14 protein-coding genes are annotated in these 16,742 nt (G+C 64.3%); 3 read left to right on the top strand and 11 right to left on the bottom strand.

The features are described from left to right. Window positions 1-12: 12 nt before the first annotated feature. The 6 genes from DFK10_RS12385 to DFK10_RS12360 form a co-directional block, all read right to left on the bottom strand. Window positions 13-900 (bottom strand): homocysteine S-methyltransferase family protein, encoded by an 888-nt coding sequence (locus tag DFK10_RS12385; protein ID WP_109389350.1) that lies wholly within the window; start codon window positions 898-900, stop codon window positions 13-15. Next, window positions 897-1,352 (bottom strand): pyridoxamine 5'-phosphate oxidase family protein, encoded by a 456-nt coding sequence (locus DFK10_RS12380; protein WP_109389349.1) that lies wholly within the window; start codon window positions 1,350-1,352, stop codon window positions 897-899. Before DFK10_RS12380 ends, DFK10_RS12385 begins: the two co-directional genes overlap by 4 nt. Then, window positions 1,349-3,787, bottom strand: a complete 2,439-nt coding sequence (locus tag DFK10_RS12375; protein ID WP_109389348.1) for a GcvT family protein — start codon at window positions 3,785-3,787, stop codon at window positions 1,349-1,351. Before DFK10_RS12375 ends, DFK10_RS12380 begins: the two co-directional genes overlap by 4 nt. A gap of 10 nt (window positions 3,788-3,797) precedes the next feature. Further along, on the bottom strand, window positions 3,798-4,367 hold the full coding sequence (locus DFK10_RS12370) for a helix-turn-helix domain-containing protein (RefSeq protein WP_109389347.1): 570 nt from the start codon (window positions 4,365-4,367) through the stop codon (window positions 3,798-3,800). A 98-nt stretch (window positions 4,368-4,465) separates the two neighbouring features. Then, window positions 4,466-4,918, bottom strand: a complete 453-nt coding sequence (locus tag DFK10_RS12365; protein WP_109389346.1) for a GAF domain-containing protein — start codon at window positions 4,916-4,918, stop codon at window positions 4,466-4,468. Next, window positions 4,915-6,075, bottom strand: a complete 1,161-nt coding sequence (locus DFK10_RS12360) for an acetyl-CoA C-acyltransferase (protein WP_109389345.1) — start codon at window positions 6,073-6,075, stop codon at window positions 4,915-4,917. Before DFK10_RS12360 ends, DFK10_RS12365 begins: the two co-directional genes overlap by 4 nt. Window positions 6,076-6,293: 218 nt before the next feature. Between DFK10_RS12360 and DFK10_RS12355 the strand changes: the two genes are divergently transcribed. Further along, window positions 6,294-7,868 carry a gamma-glutamyltransferase family protein gene (locus tag DFK10_RS12355; RefSeq protein ID WP_109389344.1) on the top strand — a complete coding sequence of 525 codons (1,575 nt, stop codon included), beginning with the start codon at window positions 6,294-6,296 and terminating at the stop codon, window positions 7,866-7,868. Between the two features lie 4 nt (window positions 7,869-7,872). Here the strand turns inward: DFK10_RS12355 and hspQ are convergent, their stop codons facing one another. Beyond that, window positions 7,873-8,199, bottom strand: coding sequence for a heat shock protein HspQ (hspQ, locus tag DFK10_RS12350; RefSeq protein WP_109389396.1), 327 nt, complete (start codon window positions 8,197-8,199; stop codon window positions 7,873-7,875). Window positions 8,200-8,432: 233 nt separating this feature from the next. Between hspQ and DFK10_RS12345 the strand changes: the two genes are divergently transcribed. After that, window positions 8,433-9,020 carry a transglycosylase SLT domain-containing protein gene (locus tag DFK10_RS12345; protein ID WP_109389343.1) on the top strand — a complete coding sequence of 196 codons (588 nt, stop codon included), beginning with the start codon at window positions 8,433-8,435 and terminating at the stop codon, window positions 9,018-9,020. A gap of 36 nt (window positions 9,021-9,056) precedes the next feature. Here DFK10_RS12345 and DFK10_RS12340 read toward each other — a convergent pair whose 3' ends face one another. The 4 genes from DFK10_RS12340 to DFK10_RS12325 all read right to left on the bottom strand — a co-directional run bounded on the left by DFK10_RS12340 (window position 9,057) and on the right by DFK10_RS12325 (window position 15,434). Further along, complete coding sequence (locus DFK10_RS12340; protein ID WP_109389342.1) at window positions 9,057-9,674, bottom strand: LolA family protein; 618 nt, start codon at window positions 9,672-9,674, stop codon at window positions 9,057-9,059. A gap of 171 nt (window positions 9,675-9,845) precedes the next feature. After that, the gene (locus DFK10_RS12335; protein ID WP_109389341.1) at window positions 9,846-12,788 is read right to left on the bottom strand and encodes a DNA translocase FtsK; all 2,943 of its coding nucleotides are present in this window, start codon (window positions 12,786-12,788) and stop codon (window positions 9,846-9,848) included. An 8-nt stretch (window positions 12,789-12,796) separates the two neighbouring features. Next, window positions 12,797-13,981, bottom strand: coding sequence for an aminotransferase class I/II-fold pyridoxal phosphate-dependent enzyme (locus tag DFK10_RS12330; RefSeq protein ID WP_109389340.1), 1,185 nt, complete (start codon window positions 13,979-13,981; stop codon window positions 12,797-12,799). Between the two features lie 124 nt (window positions 13,982-14,105). Beyond that, on the bottom strand, window positions 14,106-15,434 hold the full coding sequence (locus DFK10_RS12325; protein WP_109389339.1) for an amidase: 1,329 nt from the start codon (window positions 15,432-15,434) through the stop codon (window positions 14,106-14,108). Between the two features lie 54 nt (window positions 15,435-15,488). On the opposite strand from DFK10_RS12325, the gene DFK10_RS12320 reads away from it, so the two are divergent. Beyond that, entirely contained in the window at window positions 15,489-16,742 is a 1,254-nt protein-coding gene (locus tag DFK10_RS12320) for a UbiH/UbiF/VisC/COQ6 family ubiquinone biosynthesis hydroxylase (RefSeq protein WP_109389338.1), read from the top strand.

The raw sequence follows: 16,742 nt of genomic DNA, 5'->3' as shown, positions 1-16,742 counted from the left end.
AAGAAGCATGGGTCAGGTGATGTCATGCCCGGCCGTGCGCAGGCGGCGGGCGATTTCGCCGATATGGGCAGGGCCCGTTTCGCAGCACCCGCCCAGTATCGTGGCCCCGTGATCCAGCCAGGACAGCGCATGGTCGGCATAGGCATCCGGGCCCATGTCGCGGCGGGCCTGGAGCGCATCGGCCGTGGGGCTGTCCTGAAGGAAGGCCTTGGTGATCTGGGTGAAGGCATTGGCATAGGCCCCGCAGGGCAGCCCGGTCGGGGTCATCGCGTCCAGGGCGGCGGGCATGGCTTCGGGCGCGGAGCAATTGGCCAGGATCGCAGCGGCCCCGCCCTCGACCATGGCGCGCGCCGCCTCGGCCACCGGCTCGCCCGAGCGCAGACGGCTGCCATCCTCGTCATCCACGGTGAAGCTGACCCAGACCGGCCGGCCCGCCGCCAACGCACCGTCGAGCACGGCGCGGGCATGAGTGAACGAAGCCACGGTTTCGCACAGGATCAGGTCGACCTGATCAGCCATCAGTCGGGCGACCTCGGCATATTGGGGGACAGCGTCGGCATGGGTCGGGTGGGTTTCCGGGCGATATGTCGCCACCAGCGGACCTATGGCCCCGGCAACACGGCCCCGACCCTCGGCGGCCTTGCGGGCCTCTGAGAGGGCGGCCGATTGCAGCGCCTCGAAGCGGTCCTCGATCCCCTCTTTCACCAGCCGGTCGCGCAGGATCGCGTAGGTGTTCGCCGTGGCGATCGTCGCACCCGCATCGAAATAGTCGGCATGGACGGATTGCAGCAGACCGGGGTGGTCCATCATCGCCTGCGTGGACCAAAGGGGCTTGGGCCTGTCACCCGCGCGCTTGATCATTTCCTGGCCGATACCGCCATCGAGAAGCGTGATCTTCATGTATACATCCCCGCGAGTTTCGCCTTGTAGGCGGCGATCATCTCTTCCTCGGTCGCGCCGTCGTCATAGGGCGGTGTGGTCAGTGGGCGCACCTCTTCCACGTCGATCAGAACGAGCGTCGATATGCGGTCGGCCAGGTCCCCCCAGACCTCGCGCCACTTCCCGATCAGCCCCGCGAAATCCACCGTGCCTTGCCGCAGCATCCGCGCCCTACCGCGCAGGCGGGCGCCCTTGCGGGTCAGGATGTTGACGAAATTGACCTCGCATTCCGGGTTGGCGGTCAGGTTCGTCAGGGTGCCGGGCGACCGGATCTCTCCGAAGGCGATGGTGGTGGAGTCGAGCACGAGGAACGTCCCCTTGGGCGACACGGCAGGCCGCCCACCGGGCGTGACCGTCGCCACGAAACCCAGAGGAAACCGGTCTATCGTGTCGCGGACATGGGCGTTGATCATGCCTTGAGCCTTTCATTCTCCGGGTCCCAAAGGGGCGCATCGGGTTGCACGGTGGCGCGGCAGCGCTGGCCAAAGATGTCGATCTCGACCTCTGTTCCCGGTTCGGCCAAGTCGGGCCGGATCATGCCCAGCGCGATCGAGGCGCCGACCCGGTAGCCCCATCCACCAGACGTGACCTCGCCCACAACCTCGCCATCTTTCCAGATGGTCGCCATGTAGGGGGCGTCGCAATCGCTCGTTTCGACCGTCATCGTGCAGAAGCGCTTGGTCAAGCCCTGCTGGCGCTCGGCCTCCAGCGCGGGTTTGCCCTTGAAGTCCTTGTCCCAGCGGATGAAGCGATCCAGCCCGCCTTGCAGCAAGGTGTAGTCGGTCGAAAGGTCGCCCTTCCAGGCGCGATAGCCTTTTTCGAGTCGCAGGGAATTAAGAGCGAACATCCCGAAGGGCTTGGCCCCGCCCGCGATCAGTGCGTCATAGACCGGTGCGGTGTCGCCCGTCTTCGTGTGGACCTCCCAGCCCAGCTCACCGGCAAAGCTGACGCGGACAAGCTGTGCCCATTGCCCCGCGACCTGGGCAGATTGATGTGTGAGCCATGGCTGTGTCAGGTCGGCCTCGGTCAGGCCCGACAGCAACTCTCGGGATTTCGGTCCGGTGACGATCTGGCAGGAGAACTCGCCGGACACGTCGGCCAGAGCAAAGCCGGGATCGGCAGGCAAATGGGACTGAAGCCATTCCAGGTCATGCCATTGCGCGGCCGCAGCGGTGATCAGGAAAAAGAAATCCTCTTCCAGCCGCATGGCCGACATTTCCGTGACGATCCGGCCCCTGTCATCAGCGAAATAGAGCAGCGCGATACGACCGACCTTTGGCAGGCGGCTGGCGGTCAGCCCGTCCAGCCAATCCGCGGCGCCCGGCCCTTGCAGCCGATAGCGCGAGAACCCGGGCAGGTCGAGCACGCCGACGCCGTCGCGCACCGCCTCGCATTCCTCTTGAATACGGGGCTGCCAAGGGCCGTTGCGGCTCCAGGTCTGCGTCGCAGCCTCCGACGTGTCGTCGCCGGGCTTGGCGAACCAGTTCGCCCGTTCCCAGCCATTATAATCGCCCATCTGGCCGCCCATCTCGACAATCCTGTCATGGACCGGCGACAGTTTTCTGTCGGCTCCGGCCGGCCAGCGATGGTAGGGGAAATGCATCGCGTATTCGTGGCCATAGACCTCGATTGCCTTGGCGTTGCAGTAGTCCTGATCGGTGTAATCGGTGTAGCGGCGCGGATCGCAGGACCACATGTCCCACTCGGTCTGGCCCTCGGTCACCCATTCGGCCAGCACCTTGCCCGCGCCACCGCCCTGCGTGATCCCGAAGGTAAAGACGCAAGCCTCAAAGGCATTGGGCACGCCGGGCATCGGCCCAAGCAGGGGCAGCCCATCGGGGGCATAGGGGATCGGGCCGTTGATGTTGCGGCCCACCCCGCCCTCGGCCAGCAAGGGCACGCGGGCCATCGCGTCCTCGATATGCCATTCGAGGCGCTCCAGATCATCCGGGTAGAGCTGAAAGCTGAAATCCTCGGGCATCGGATCATCGGGCGTCATCCAGGCCCCCCGGCAATTGTTCTCGTAGGGGCCGAGGTTGAAGCCGTATTTTTCCTGCCGCAGGTAATAGCTGGAATCCACGTCGCGCAGCAGCGGCAGCTTGCCGTTCTCTTGTGACCATTCCTTCAGCGCCGGGATCTCCTCGGTCAGGAAGAACTGGTGCGACATGACGGCCATGGGCACGGTGCGCCCGCCAAAGGGTTTGAACCATTCGCCGACGCGCTGCGCATAGTAACCGGCGGCGTTCACGACCTTTTCGCATCGAATGTCGCCCTTTTCGGTATGAACGATCCATTCACCGTTTTCGCGGCTGACCCCGGTGGCCGGGCAGAACCGCTCGATCCGGGCCCCGTTCATGCGGGCGCCCTTGGCCAGCGCCTGGGTGAGCTGGGCCGGGTCGATATCGCCGTCATCGGGATCGTAGAGCGCGCCGGCCAGATCGTGAGTCTCAAGAAACGGATAGCGATCCTTGAGGTCCGAAACCTGCAGCATCTCCAGGTTCATGCCCTGGTACTGTCCCATGCCGCGCGCGCGCTCGAATTCCATCATCCGTTCTCGGGAATGGCCCAGCCGGATCGACCCGGTGACATGGTAGTTCATCGGGTAATCGACTTCTTCGGCCAGCGTCCGATAGAGTTCCAGCGAATAGCGCTGCATGTTCATCACCGCCCAGCTGGTCGAAAAGGACGGGCAATTGCCCGCCGCGTGCCAGGTGCTGCCCGCTGTCAGCTCGTTCTTTTCCAAAAGCACGCAATCCCAGCCCGCCTTGGCAATGTGATAGGCGCAGGACGCGCCCACAACGCCGCCGCCGATGATGACCACGCGGGCTTGTGTCGGAAAATCTGCCATTGGGGTCTCCTCAATAGACGGGTGGGGCGATCACCCAGATCGCAACGCAGGGGGTTGCTGTTCGGTTGTGCCAGCGGAAGGGCTCGCCCCGGATCCGGAAACTGTCGCCGGGGCCAAGGTCGAACGCCTGATCGCCGATCTCAAGGTAGAGGCGGCCGCTGACGACATAGCCAACCTCCTGTGTCGGACGGCTTACGGGCGCGGGCAGGCTCGCGCCGGGTTCAAACGTGGAATGGACCACTTCGAAATCATCCGTCAGGTCAGGTGACAACAGGGCCTCGACCAGACCCGCGGCGCGATTGCCGATCGGGCGGCGGCGATTGGCGCGCACGATAAGGCCCTCTTCGCCCGGTGACGATGACACCCGGAAGAGGCTGGAAATGGAAACATCCAGAACCTGCGCCATATCTCGCAAGTCGTCGATGGACGGGTCGGACAGGTCGCGCTCAACCTGGCTCAGCCACCCGACAGATCGCCCCAGACGCCCCGCCATATCGGCCAAAGTGAGACCCCGCGCCTTTCGCAAGGCCCGAAGATCGGCCCCGAGGGTTCTGGCATCCGCTGGAAGATCGTGCAGCACTATCGCCCCATGAAATTCTGATCTCAAATTTCATGTTGCCGCGAGTCGGTGAAATCTCAAAGTGTTTTTTCACATGCCCATGACCAATCGCCGGGTCATCAAATCCGGCCGAAAACGCTTTCCAGAATGGCGGCGAGTTCGCGGGCGTCGGTCTCGTTGAAGGCTTCAGGCTGGTTACTGTCGATATCCAGCACCGCAATGACCTCTCCCGCCCCATCAAAGACCGGCAGCACCAATTCCGAACGGGTCGAGCTGGCGCAGGCGATGTGCCCCGGAAAGGCATCGACATCCGGCACCAGTTGCACCTCGCCTGTGCTTGCCGCAGCACCGCAAACCCCCCGGTCGAACGGGATTTGCAGGCAGCCATGTCCACCTTGATAGGGCCCAATCTTGAGAAGGCCCGGTTCGGTCACGCGATAGAAGCCGGTCCAGTCGAACCGGTCATCGGCGTGGTGGATTTCGCAGGCCAGGGTCGCCATCAGGGCCACCTGGTCGGTCTCAGCTTCGGTCAGGGCCGCGATGGTGCGGGCCAGCATCGGGTAGTCGGTCATGGCAGCTCGATCGCGATGGCCGTGCCCTCGCCCCCTCCAATGCAGATCGCGGCGACACCCCGCTTGAGGCCGCGCGCCTCCAGCGCGTGCAGAAGCGTCACGATGATCCGCGCACCCGAGGCCCCGATGGGGTGGCCCAAGGCACAGGCCCCGCCGTTGACGTTCACGATGTCCGGCGACAGGCCCAATTCCTGCATGAAGGCCATGGGCACGACCGCGAATGCCTCGTTCACTTCCCACAGGTCCACGTCTTCGACCGACCAACCGATCCGTTGCAGAAGCTTCTGCGCCGCGGGGACCGGCGCCGTGGTGAACCAGCCGGGGGCCTGCGCATGGCTGGCATGGCCCAGCACCCGCGCGCGCACCGGCAGGCCGCTCTCCTCGGTCGTCATGACCAGCGCCGCCGCCCCGTCCGAGATCGAGGACGCGTTGGCTGGCGTCACGGTGCCGTCGGCGCGAAACGCGGGCTTCAGATGCGGGATCTTGTCAGGCCGCGCCGTCCGGGTCTGTTCATCCTCCGCGATGACGACCTCGCCCTTTCGGGTGGTCAGCGTCACCGGCGCGATCTCGGCGGCGAAGACCCCGGATTGCTGCGCTTCGGTCGCCCGCGACAACGACCGCAGGGCATATTCGTCCTGCGCCTCGCGGCTGAAATGGTAGTGATCGGCACAGTCCTCGGCGAAGGTGCCCATCAGGCGGCCCTTTGCATAGGCGTCCTCCAGGCCGTCCAGGAACATGTGGTCGATGACCTCGCCATGACCGATCCGCGCGCCACCGCGCATCTTGGGCAGCAGGTAGGGGGCGTTGGTCATGCTTTCCATGCCGCCCGCGATCATGCTCTCCACTTGGCCCAGGGCGATCTGGTCAAAGGCACACATCGCCGCCTTCATTCCCGATCCGCACATTTTGTTGAGCGTTGTCGCCGGCACGTCTTCGCCCAACCCACCGGCAAAACCGGCTTGCCGCGCCGGAGCCTGACCTTGGCCGGCAGGCAGCACGCAGCCCATCAGCACCTCGTCGACCGAGGCGCAGCCGGCCCCGTCCAGTGCCCTGCGAATTGCAACGCCCCCCAGCTGCGCTGCACTGGCGCCCGAAAGCTCGCCTTGGAACCCGCCCATTGGCGTGCGCGACGCGCCCGAGATGATGACCGACCGCATGATGCTCTCCCTCTGGTTGATGCGAACGGAAATACCGCAAAAGGGCCGCATTTCCACCAAGCAGATGCCGCGAATCCCGGCAACATAAGTCCCCGTAGCTGCATAGGCTTCCCTCGGCGCCGTGTGAACAGCCCCCACCCAGTACGCGGCGCCGAGGTCTTCCCCTTTTCCTGCGCCCAATGCTATCCAATCCGGGAAACCGGAACCAGAGACATTCCATGCGCAATTTCCAAGCCCCGGGCAGGTCCGCTGTTCTCGCAGAGAACGGGATCTGCGCCACCTCTCATCCGCTTGCCGCAAAGGTCGCCATCGACATTCTCGAACGCGGTGGCAACGCGATGGATGCGGCGATTGCCGGTGCAGTTCTGTTGGGTATCTGCGAGCCGCAATCGACGGGCATCGGCGGGGATGCCTTTTGCCTGTTCTCCCTGCCCGGATCAGACGAGGTTCGGGCGCTGAACGCGTCGGGCCGCGCACCGGCAGGCTTCGATGCCGAAGCAGCGCGCAGCAAAGGCGCCAACATTGGATTGCAATCGGTTGACGCCATCACCCTGCCCGGCGCTATTGACGGCTTCTGCAGGCTCTCTGAAGATCACGGACGTCTCGGCCTGCCCGATATCCTCGCCCCCGCCATCCATTACGCAGAGGAAGGTGTGCCCGTCGCCCCCCGCGTGGCCTTCGACTATGCCCGCGCGGCGGGAACGTTGTGGGGCGCAGGCGAGCAGCATTACCTGATCAACGGCACCCCCCTGACGGTCGGGCAGAAATTCCGCTCGCCCGGCCAGGCCGAGGTTCTGCGGCAGGTGGCCAAACACGGTCGCGCCGGGTTCTACGGTGGCGAGGTGGCCCGCGACATGGTGCAAAGTCTCACGGCCCTTGGCGGCCTGCACAGTTTGGAGGATTTCTCGAACGTGCGGTGTGACTACACCGACCCGGTAAGCGGCACCTACGGGCCTGTCGAGCTGCTGGAACATCCGCCCAACGGCCAGGGCGCCACCGCGATCCTGATGCTCAACATCCTGTCGCAATTCGACCTGGCTGCGATGGACCCTCTGGGCGCGGACCGGGCCCATATCGAGGCTGAGGTGGCCAAGCTGGCCTATGATGCGCGCGACCGCTTCATCGCGGACCCGGCCTACATGACGGAACCGGATCGCATGTTGTCGATGGACACCGCAAAGGCACTGGCGGCCCTGATCGACCCGGCCCGTGCTTTGCCCCCGTCGCTGCCCGGCGCCGCGGCCGTCCACAAGGACACCGTCTATATCACCGTCGTCGACAAGGACCGTATGTGCGTGTCGATGATCTATTCGATCTTCCACAGTTTCGGGTCTGGCCTCGCCTCCGAGAAATACGGGATCCTGTTCCAGAACCGAGGCGCGGGCTTCACGCTTGAAAAGGGGCACCCGAACGAGGCCGCACCGGGCAAGCGCCCGATGCATACGATCATTCCCGGCATGGTCCGGCGCAACGGCCGGGTTGAAATGCCCTTTGGGGTCATGGGCGGCGCCTACCAACCCAATGGTCATGCGCGTTTGCTGACCAACATGGAGGTCTTCGGCATGGATGCGCAAAGCGCCATCGACGCCCCCCGCGCCTTCCCCGAGGACGGGACGCTGCGGCTGGAGACCGGCTATAGTCAGAAGGTCGCACAGAACCTGGCGAACAGGGGCCATGACCTGCAGTGGTCGGATAGCCCGATCGGCGGGGCGCAGGCGATTCGAATTCGCGGCGATGGCGTTCTCGAAGGCGCGTCCGACCCGCGCAAGGACGGGATCGCACTGGGCTACTGAGCCGTCAGTTCAGTTGGAAATGCAGCGGGTAATACCCATCCTCGAACGGGCCGAACAATTCGCCCAGGTCGGGATGGTCGACCGGTTCGCCTGAATAGTCGGCGATCAGGTTCTGTTCCGAGACATAGGCAACGTAGTAGGACTGATCGTTCTCGGCGAGGAGGTGATAGAAAGGCTGATCCTTGGCCGGGCGCGCCTCTTCGGGGATGGACTCATACCATTCCTCGGTATTGGCGAATTCCGGGTCCACATCGAAAACAACGCCGCGAAACGGGTGTTTGCGGTGACGGACCACTTGTCCAAGATAGTATTTGGCGCGCGTTTTCAGCATCATCGTTCAGCCCCTTGGCCGTTACTAGACAATTTCGGCGCCCGATGTCCATGAACGCGGGCAAAAATCATGGGAAACAGTCTGTGAACAGTGCACTGACGGTCAGAGGGTTCCGGCGCCCGTCTCGTGATGCGCAGATCCCCGCAGGACTGACCATGAGCGCCACATGACCGGTTCCCAGACGGCCGCGGATCGGCTACACTCGCCCCAATAAAACAAAAAGCGAGAGGCAGATGAGCAGACTCTTTCGCGTCGGATTGGTCTTGTTGATCCTTGGCAGCTGTGGCGCCCGGGACAGCAGTGCGCCGCGCAATCTTGACAACGCCTGTTCGATCCTGACGGAACGGCCGCATTATTCCCGCGCCTTCCGTGACGCCGAACGCAACTGGGGCGTGGAAACCCATGTGCTGATGGCCATGATCTACCAGGAAAGCAAATTCATTGCCGACAACCGGCCGCCGCATGTCTATGCGCTTGGCGTCATTCCGACCGGCAGGCAATCCTCGGCCCTCGGCTACAGCCAGGCCCTGGACGGCACCTGGCAGGAATATCAGCGCGACCGCGGCGGGCGCGGCTCACGGCGCACGGATATTCGCGACGCCGCGGATTTCATGGGCTGGTACATGACCGCGACCGTCAAGGAGACCGGCGTCGCCCTGAATGACACCCGCAACCAGTACCTCGCCTATCACGAGGGCCGCACCGGGTTTAACCGGGGCAGCTACCGCGCGAAGTCTTGGCTGATGCGGATCTCAGACGAGGTGGCGCAGCGCGCCGTGATGTACGAGGCGCAACTGCGCAATTGCCGCGCACACCGTTGAACACGCCAGCGCGCCGTTGCCGTGGTAAAGGGCCGGTCAGTTCGGCCAGTCACGCATCTCGGCCTGGATATTGAACAGGATATTCGGCACCCGTCCCCCCTTTGCGAGGTCACCCAGTACTACCGTGGTCTGATTGCCCACATCATCGGTGATCACCCATTGCCGCAATTCAACCGGATCGCCGGTGAAAACCAGTTGGATATTGCCGTATTCCGGGTTGTCGGGGTCCTGCGCCGTCACGCTGGTGGTTGTTCCATCACTCGTATGGGCCGTGACCATGTTCGTGCGGGACAGGTCCACGTTGCGTTCCAGGATGATCTTGAGCGGCGTTTCCGACAGGGGGTAGCGGTCCGGCCCGGTATTGGAGCGCGGATCAAACACCGCGAGTTGCCCGCCACCGGCGATGACCATCGCCGCTTCGGGGGGATTGTATTCGAACCGCACGCGGCCGGGACGCTTGATGAAAATCTTGCCGGTCGAGATCGTCCCGTCGGGATTGACCTGAGTGAACTCCCCCTCGGCGGTTTCGAAGGAATTCAGGTACGCTGAAATCTCGTTCAGCGACAATTGCTGGGCCTGCCCTGGGCTAGCAGCCAGCCCGGCCATGACCAACGGGGCGGCCAGAAGAAGAAGGCGTCGTGTGATATTGCTCATGTGTCCTACCTAGTGTGGCGCGGGCGAGGTTTCACCCGTCAGATAGGGTGAAAACTGCGCTATCGGCCGCTGTTAAGCGATTTCATGCCCGTGGCTATCGGATAACCTCGGGCTGATTGACCCCGGCGCGGCATTCGCCGGCAAATAGCACAGGCGCAGCCCGGCTAGACGCTACCCCTGCTCGGGCACCAGGATCTCGCGCTTGCCGACGTGGTTGGCTGCCGAAACAACACCTTCATCTTCCATCTGCTCGACCAGCCGCGCGGCTTTGTTGTAGCCGATGGCCAGCTTGCGCTGGATATAGGAGGTGGAGCATTTGCGGTCCTTCGCGACGATGGCCACGGCCTGATCGTAAAGCGCGTCTTCGCCGGTGGTATTGCCACCCAGCCCCAGAACCGCGTCGATATTGGCCTCTTTCTCGTCATCGGGGCCTTCGACGACTCCCGCCTTGTATTCGGGCGGACCAAAGGCCTTGAGGTAATTGACGATCTCCTCGACCTCTTCATCGGAACAGAACGGCCCGTGCACGCGGGTGATCTTGGACCCGCCCGCCATGTAGAGCATATCGCCCATGCCCAGAAGCTGCTCGGCCCCCTGTTCGCCAAGGATGGTCCGGCTGTCGACCTTGGAGGTCACCTGGAAGGAAATCCGGGTGGGGAAGTTGGCCTTGATCGTGCCGGTGATCACGTCCACCGAGGGGCGCTGCGTGGCCATGATCAGATGAATCCCCGAGGCCCGGGCCATCTGCGCAAGGCGCTGGATGCAGGCTTCGATCTCCTTGCCCGCAACCATCATCAGGTCGGCCATCTCGTCGACGATGACGACGATATAGGGCATCTTCTCGGGCGCCATTTCCTCGGTTTCGAAGACCGGTTCGCCGGTCTCATCGTCGAAGCCGGTCTGAACCGTGCGGCTGAACATTTCGCCCTTGGCCAGCGCATCGGCGACGCGGCCATTATAGCCCTCGATGTTGCGCACGCCCATCTTGGACATCTTGCGGTAGCGCTCTTCCATTTCGGCCACGACCCATTTCAGGGCGACAACCGCCTTTTTCGGGTCGGTCACAACCGGCGACAACAGGTGCGGGATGCCGTCATACACCGACAATTCCAGCATCTTCGGGTCGATCATGATAAGGCGGCAATCCTCGGGCGACAGCTTGTAGAGCAGCGACAGGATCATCGTGTTGATCGCCACGGACTTGCCCGACCCGGTGGTCCCCGCGATCAAAAGGTGGGGCATCTTGGCAAGGTTGGCGACAATCGGATCGCCCCCGATATCCTTGCCCAGCGCCAGCGGCAGGCGGTGGTTGCCATCGCCGTAGTCGCGCGTGGACAGAATCTCGCGGAACGACACCATCTCGCGGTTCTCATTGGGCAGTTCGATGCCAATGACACTGCGACCCGGCACGGTGCTGACACGGGCCGAGAGCGCCGACATCGACCGGGCGATATCGTCGGCCAGGCCGATCACGCGGCTGGCCTTGAGACCCGGTGCCGGTTCCAGTTCATACATGGTGACAACTGGGCCGGGGCGGACGCTGACGATCTCGCCCTTGACGCCGTAGTCATCAAGGACCGTCTCCAGCATCCGGGCGTTTTCCTCCAGCGCCTCATCGGACAGGTGATGGCGCGTGATCTCGTCGGGCGAGGCCAGCAGATTCAATGGCGGCGTTTCATAGGCCGGGCGTGTGTCGTCGAATTTCAGGCTGGGTTGAGCCTCGGCGCGGGCCTGTGTCGAAGGCTGAACCGGCTTTTTGACAGGGTGCTGCACGACCTTGCGCGGTTCAGTCCCCGTTTGTTGGGGCGCCCTCGGCGCCTCGGTGTCGAAAAGCGGCTCTGCGGTCAGTGCCCGGGTGGCTTCGGTCTCGGCTTCAGGCTGCATTTCGGGTGCAGAGTGGAGCGGTGGTTCTGGCGGCAGGTCGAGCCCCTGCGTCTGGTTCGCCCCCAATGTCAGAGGCAGCGGCCCGCTCGGCTGAGAAATCTGCGGTTCGCGGCGGTTCGCGATGGCGGCGGTGACGGCAGGATTGACACCGGGCTTGGGGGTGACAGGATCTGCCCCGCCGCTGCGGGCCCGGATGGCATCGCTGATACGGGCACGAATCCGGTCATCATCGGCGATGGGCAGATTACCGGACGGGACGCTGCGCTCCACGAGCTCGGGTTCGGGCATCGGGTCGGACGACCGCTTGAGCAGCGACGGCATCCGCGCGAAAAGCCCGCCGCCGGTTTCCGGCGTGGTGTTTTGCGGTTCGTCGTCGATCGGGTCGAATTCCTCGTAGCGGCGCCCCATAGGTGGGTTGGCGCGCACCACGGGGGTCTCACGACCGGCCTGTTGCCGCGGCTCGGGGACCGCGCGGGCGGCAGCCATTTCAGCCTCGTATTCGGCACGCTCGGCGCGGGATTGGTGCCGGCGCTCTTGCATGGTCGAGCGCAGCGCCTGTGCGCCGCGAAAGGATGCGCTGGCCCCACGGCCAAGCGCGCGCAGAAGAAAGCTGTAGGCCAGGATGAGGCCGATCAGAAGGAACCGGCCCAGGGCCTTGATCTCTCGCCAGGTGAAGCCGAGCACATAGGCCCCCAGCGCCAGAACACCCAGACCCGCGACAAGCGACATCAGCTTGATGCCCCAGCTGGGCGACATGGGCAGGATGGTCAGGACAATGGACAGCACCGTATCGCCGAACAGCCCGCCAAGGCCGAAACTATGCACCCAATCCGGCCCGGTGGTCAGGGTCGAGGCATATATCGCCAAGAGCGCCACGGCGATGGGTGCAAACACGAGGCGGCCAAGCGCCCGCACCGGCATCCTGTGAAAGACCATCCGCAGCCCCCAGGCGGCGACCAGTGCCGCGATACCCCAGGACGCCCAGCCGATGATCATGAAGACCGGCGCGGCAATCATCGCACCGAAACGACCCAGCCAGTTCTGCACCGGTGCATCCGTGGCAGCCATGAAGCTGGGATCGTCCGGCGAGTAAGAGCCGAACATCATCCCCACGAGCACGCCAAGAACCACAAGGCCGATACCGAGCAACTCCTTGCCGCGCTTTTCCAGCGCCGCCTGCATGTTGCTGTCCAGTAGCGGATCACGTTGCCGGGTCTGATAGGACGCCATGTTCTTCCTCATGCTCGATCATACAGGCAGGCGCGAATCTGGATGAGTCCGCGCTCTACATCTTGTTTCGGGGCCACCATCGCGACCCGGATGAATCCATTGCCGGGATCCCCGTCCGGGCCGGGACGGCTCAGGTATTTGCCGGGCAGGACGCGCACCCCGGTTTCGGTCCATAGCTTCAGGGCCGCCGCTTCGCTGTCCTCGACGGGCAACCACAAGAAGAACCCTGCCTCAGGCCCCTCATAGCCCGGCACGTCGCCCAGGATCTTGTCGGCAAGGGCATACTTCTCGCGGTAGAGCGTGCGGTTTTCCTCGACATGCTCTTCATCGGACCAGACCCGCTCGGCGACCCGCTGGAGGGGCAACGGCAGGGGCGCGCCCGCATAGGCGCGCAGCTGGCGGATGCGGCGGATGTTCTCGGGCCCCGAGGCCACGAAACCCGACCGCAGGCCCGGCAGGTTCGACCGCTTGGACAAGGAGTGGAACACCACGACCCGCTCGGGATCGGCGCCGGTATCGGCAACCGCCTCGAGTATGCCGGGTGGCGGCGCATCGCGGTAGATCTCCGAATAGCATTCATCCGCGAAAACACGGAAATCGTGTTTTTCGGCCAGCTCCAGCAGCGCGCCCCAATAGGCGCGGCTGGCAATGGCCCCCTGCGGATTGGCTGGGCTGCAGACATAGGCGATCGCGGTGCGATCCAGAACATCGGGTGCAAGACGCGCGAAATCGGGCAAGTGCCCGCTCTGGGCCGTGGCGGGCACGAAAACCGGCTCTGCCCCGACCGACAGGGCCGCGACGGCGTAGACCTGATAAAACGGGTTGGGTGTCAGGACTACAGGCTGCTTGCCGTTCTTGGTTTCCGGACAAAGCGCCATCGCAGCATTGTACAGGCCCTCTCGGGTGCCGTTCAGGGCCATGACACGGTCCGGTGTGACCGTCACGGAATAACGGCGCTGTAGCCAGCCGGTAATCGCGGCCAGCAATTCGGGGGCGCCGTCATTGGGGGGATATTTCGCAAAACCCGACAGGTTCTCGGCAAGAATGTCTCCGACAAAAGCCGGGAAAGGGTGCTGCGGCTCGCCAATGGTCATGGCGAGGGGCTCGCCGCCCGCCTCATGCGGGTCGAGCAGGCTCCGCAAACGCGGAAACGCATATGCCGGTAGGTTCGAAAACCGCTCGGGGTACACCATATCTGCCTCAAGACGCGGCCTCATTGGCGGGCCGCTTTCCATCAAAATAGACGCCTCGCCGCTGTCTTGTCCAGAAATATGGCCGATTTTTCGGGGGTTGGACCGGAAACCTGTTGCTTTTCTGTCAGGCCAGCGCGGCTTCGGCCGCCGTTGCAATGCCCAGCAGCCGTCGGTCTTGCCCGGGCAGGGCGTTGAACATGATCCCGCAGGATGGCTCACCTGTGGGCAAGGTGATGGAACACAACCCCATCATGTTGCCAATCCGCGTGTTGCGCAGGCCGAGGATGTTCTCGGATGCAAACAACTCGGCATCGGCCAGCAAGTCCGCCGTTTTGGGGGGCGTGGTCGGCACCGAGGGGAAAATCACCGCGTCAAAGCCTGCCACCGCCACGGCGAAGTCCCGGCGAAACGCGTCCAGCCGCTGCCAGGCTGCCACGTAGTCGGCCGCACCATGCGCCTTGCCCGCCTCGAAACGCTCGCGCACGGGGGCATACATCTTTTCCGGGTCCGCCTCGATCGCCGCACCCCAGGTGCCGTAGCATTCCGAGGTGTAGAGGATCCCGGCCATGTCCAGCGCCTCGGCCACCGCGGGAATGGTTCGGCGGCTGATCTGCGCCCCCGCCTGTTCCAGCTTCGGCACGGCACCTTCAAAGGCTTGAGCGGGTGCATCGCGCACGTCTTCGCATGCAACGGTTTCCAGAACCAGAAGGCGCACGCCAGACAGGGAAGCCCCCCGCAAGTCGGGCGCCGACTGCCCCTGCATCGCGGCATACAGGTGCGCGGCGTCCTCGGTGGTGCGGGCCAACGGGCCGACCGTGTCAAAGCGCGCAGCCAAGGGCACCACACCGGCAAGCGAAAGGGCATTGTGCGTGGGCTTGAACCCCACAAGGTCATTCCAGGCGGCCGGCAGACGCACCGAGCCGCCGGTGTCGGACCCGACCCCGGCTGCAGCCAAGCCATACGCCGTGGAACTGGCCGCGCCGGACGACGACCCCCCCGGTGCGGCATCGGGGTCGTGGACATTTGGCGGCGTCGCCGTGACCGGGTTCACGCCAAGGCCGGAAAAGGCCAGCTCGGTCATATGGGTCTTGCCAAGGCAGACCAGCCCCTGCGCCGTGGCATTGCGCAAGACCACGCCATCGCTCAGGGGCACCCGCCCTGCCAGCAGGGCGCTGCCTGCCTCGGCGGCCACCCCGGCGCTGTCGATATTGTCTTTCCAGCTGATCGGAACGCCATCCAGAAGGGACCGTCGCTGGCCCAGGCGTGCCCGCTCACTTGCCGCGCGGGCCTCGGCCCGGGCCCGGTCTGGCGTTGTGCGGGCAAAGATACGTCCGGCGAACGGGCTGGACGCAATGGCCGATAGGAAGTCTTCCGCCAAATCAACGGGATCGACCTGCCCCGCCCCGATCGCCCGGCCCAGTTCGGACGCGCTCTTGCCTCGCAGATCCTGCATGTTGCGTTTCCTGCCTAACCCCGTTTTGCGGAAACCGTAGCGGCCAAGCGGCGCATGGACAATCCCGCCACGCAGCGCATATTGCGCCCCATGACACCCGACTCGGATATCCTGATCGTCGGCGGCGGGCTCAACGGGCCGGCCCTGGCCCTCGCCCTTGCCCAATCCGGGCTGACCGTCACCGTGATCGACGCTTTGCCCGACACGGCCCGGAAATTGGCCGATTTCGACGGGCGCGGCTACGCGCTGGCGCTGGCCTCGAAACGACTGTTGGCCAGTCTCGGGGTTTGGGAGACGGTCGCAGAGAACAGCCAACCGATGCTGGAAATCAAGGTCACCGACGGGCGCGCGGGCGAAGGTCCGGCCCCGTGGATGCTGCATTTCGACCATGCGGAGATCGAGGAAGGCCCGATGGGCTACATGCTCGAAGACCGCTACCTGCGCATCGCCCTGCTGGACGCGATGGCGAGCGAACCACGCATCACACAGATCAACGGTGAAACCGTTGTAAACCAAAGCGTTGAAATGGATCACGCGACTATCGAGCTGGCCTCGGGCAAGACGATCACCGGCCGTCTTCTGGTCGGCTGTGATGGGCGCGCCAGCGGAACCGCGAGCCGCGCGGGAATCCGCCGCACCGGCTGGGACTATGGCCAGACCGCCATCGTTTGCGCCGTGCGCCATGAAAAGCCCCATGGCGGGATCGCGCACCAGTTCTTCATGCCCAACGGCCCGCTGGCGATCCTTCCGCTGCCCGCAAATCGGTCTTCGATCGTCTGGTCCGAGTCCACCGCCCGTGCAGAAAGCATCATGGCAATGGATGAGGCAGGGTTCCTTGACGCGCTTCGCCCCGCCTTCGGGTCTTTCCTCGGAGAGATCGCGCTGGAGGGCAAACGGTTCTCCTATCCGCTGAAACTGACCATTGCCAATGCCTTCGTCGGCGACAGGCTGGCGCTGGTCGGCGATGCAGCCCATGGCATGCACCCGATTGCCGGGCAGGGTCTGAATGCCGGATTGCGCGATGTGGCCGCCTTGGCCGAGGTCCTGACCGAGGCCAGAGAACGCGGCGAAGACATCGCAAGCCCGCAGGTCCTGGCCCGCTACCAGCAATGGCGCCGCTTCGACACGGCGACCCTCGCGCTTGCGACCGATACGTTCAACAAGCTGTTTTCAAACGACAACCCGCTGCTGCGGACGGTCCGAGATTTCGGCATGGGGGCCGTCAATGCGATGCCGGGCCTGCGCCGCGGCTTCATCCGCGAAGCGGCAGGCCTGACCGGCGACCTGCCCAGATCCATGCGCGGTTAA

Source organism: Salibaculum griseiflavum, from assembly GCF_003129565.1.
GTDB lineage: Bacteria > Pseudomonadota > Alphaproteobacteria > Rhodobacterales > Rhodobacteraceae > Salibaculum > Salibaculum griseiflavum.
Note: the sequence above shows the minus strand (reverse complement) of the source record. Positions and strands in the feature narration are given on the sequence as shown.

What these genes read in the sequence shown, in the direction of transcription:
- DFK10_RS12320 (WP_109389338.1), top strand. Translation starts at nt 15,489, where the DNA reads ATGGACAATCCCGCCACGCAGCGCATATTGCGCCCCATGACACCCGAC.
- hspQ (WP_109389396.1), bottom strand. Translation starts at nt 8,199, where the DNA reads ATGCTGAAAACGCGCGCCAAATACTATCTTGGACAAGTGGTCCGTCAC.
- DFK10_RS12375 (WP_109389348.1), bottom strand. Translation starts at nt 3,787, where the DNA reads ATGGCAGATTTTCCGACACAAGCCCGCGTGGTCATCATCGGCGGCGGC.
- DFK10_RS12385 (WP_109389350.1), bottom strand. Translation starts at nt 900, where the DNA reads ATGAAGATCACGCTTCTCGATGGCGGTATCGGCCAGGAAATGATCAAG.
- DFK10_RS12340 (WP_109389342.1), bottom strand. Translation starts at nt 9,674, where the DNA reads ATGAGCAATATCACACGACGCCTTCTTCTTCTGGCCGCCCCGTTGGTC.
- DFK10_RS12360 (WP_109389345.1), bottom strand. Translation starts at nt 6,075, where the DNA reads ATGCGGTCGGTCATCATCTCGGGCGCGTCGCGCACGCCAATGGGCGGG.
- DFK10_RS12330 (WP_109389340.1), bottom strand. Translation starts at nt 13,981, where the DNA reads ATGGTGTACCCCGAGCGGTTTTCGAACCTACCGGCATATGCGTTTCCG.
- DFK10_RS12325 (WP_109389339.1), bottom strand. Translation starts at nt 15,434, where the DNA reads ATGCAGGATCTGCGAGGCAAGAGCGCGTCCGAACTGGGCCGGGCGATC.
- DFK10_RS12335 (WP_109389341.1), bottom strand. Translation starts at nt 12,788, where the DNA reads ATGGCGTCCTATCAGACCCGGCAACGTGATCCGCTACTGGACAGCAAC.
- DFK10_RS12345 (WP_109389343.1), top strand. Translation starts at nt 8,433, where the DNA reads ATGAGCAGACTCTTTCGCGTCGGATTGGTCTTGTTGATCCTTGGCAGC.
- DFK10_RS12365 (WP_109389346.1), bottom strand. Translation starts at nt 4,918, where the DNA reads ATGACCGACTACCCGATGCTGGCCCGCACCATCGCGGCCCTGACCGAA.
- DFK10_RS12355 (WP_109389344.1), top strand. Translation starts at nt 6,294, where the DNA reads ATGCGCAATTTCCAAGCCCCGGGCAGGTCCGCTGTTCTCGCAGAGAAC.
- DFK10_RS12380 (WP_109389349.1), bottom strand. Translation starts at nt 1,352, where the DNA reads ATGATCAACGCCCATGTCCGCGACACGATAGACCGGTTTCCTCTGGGT.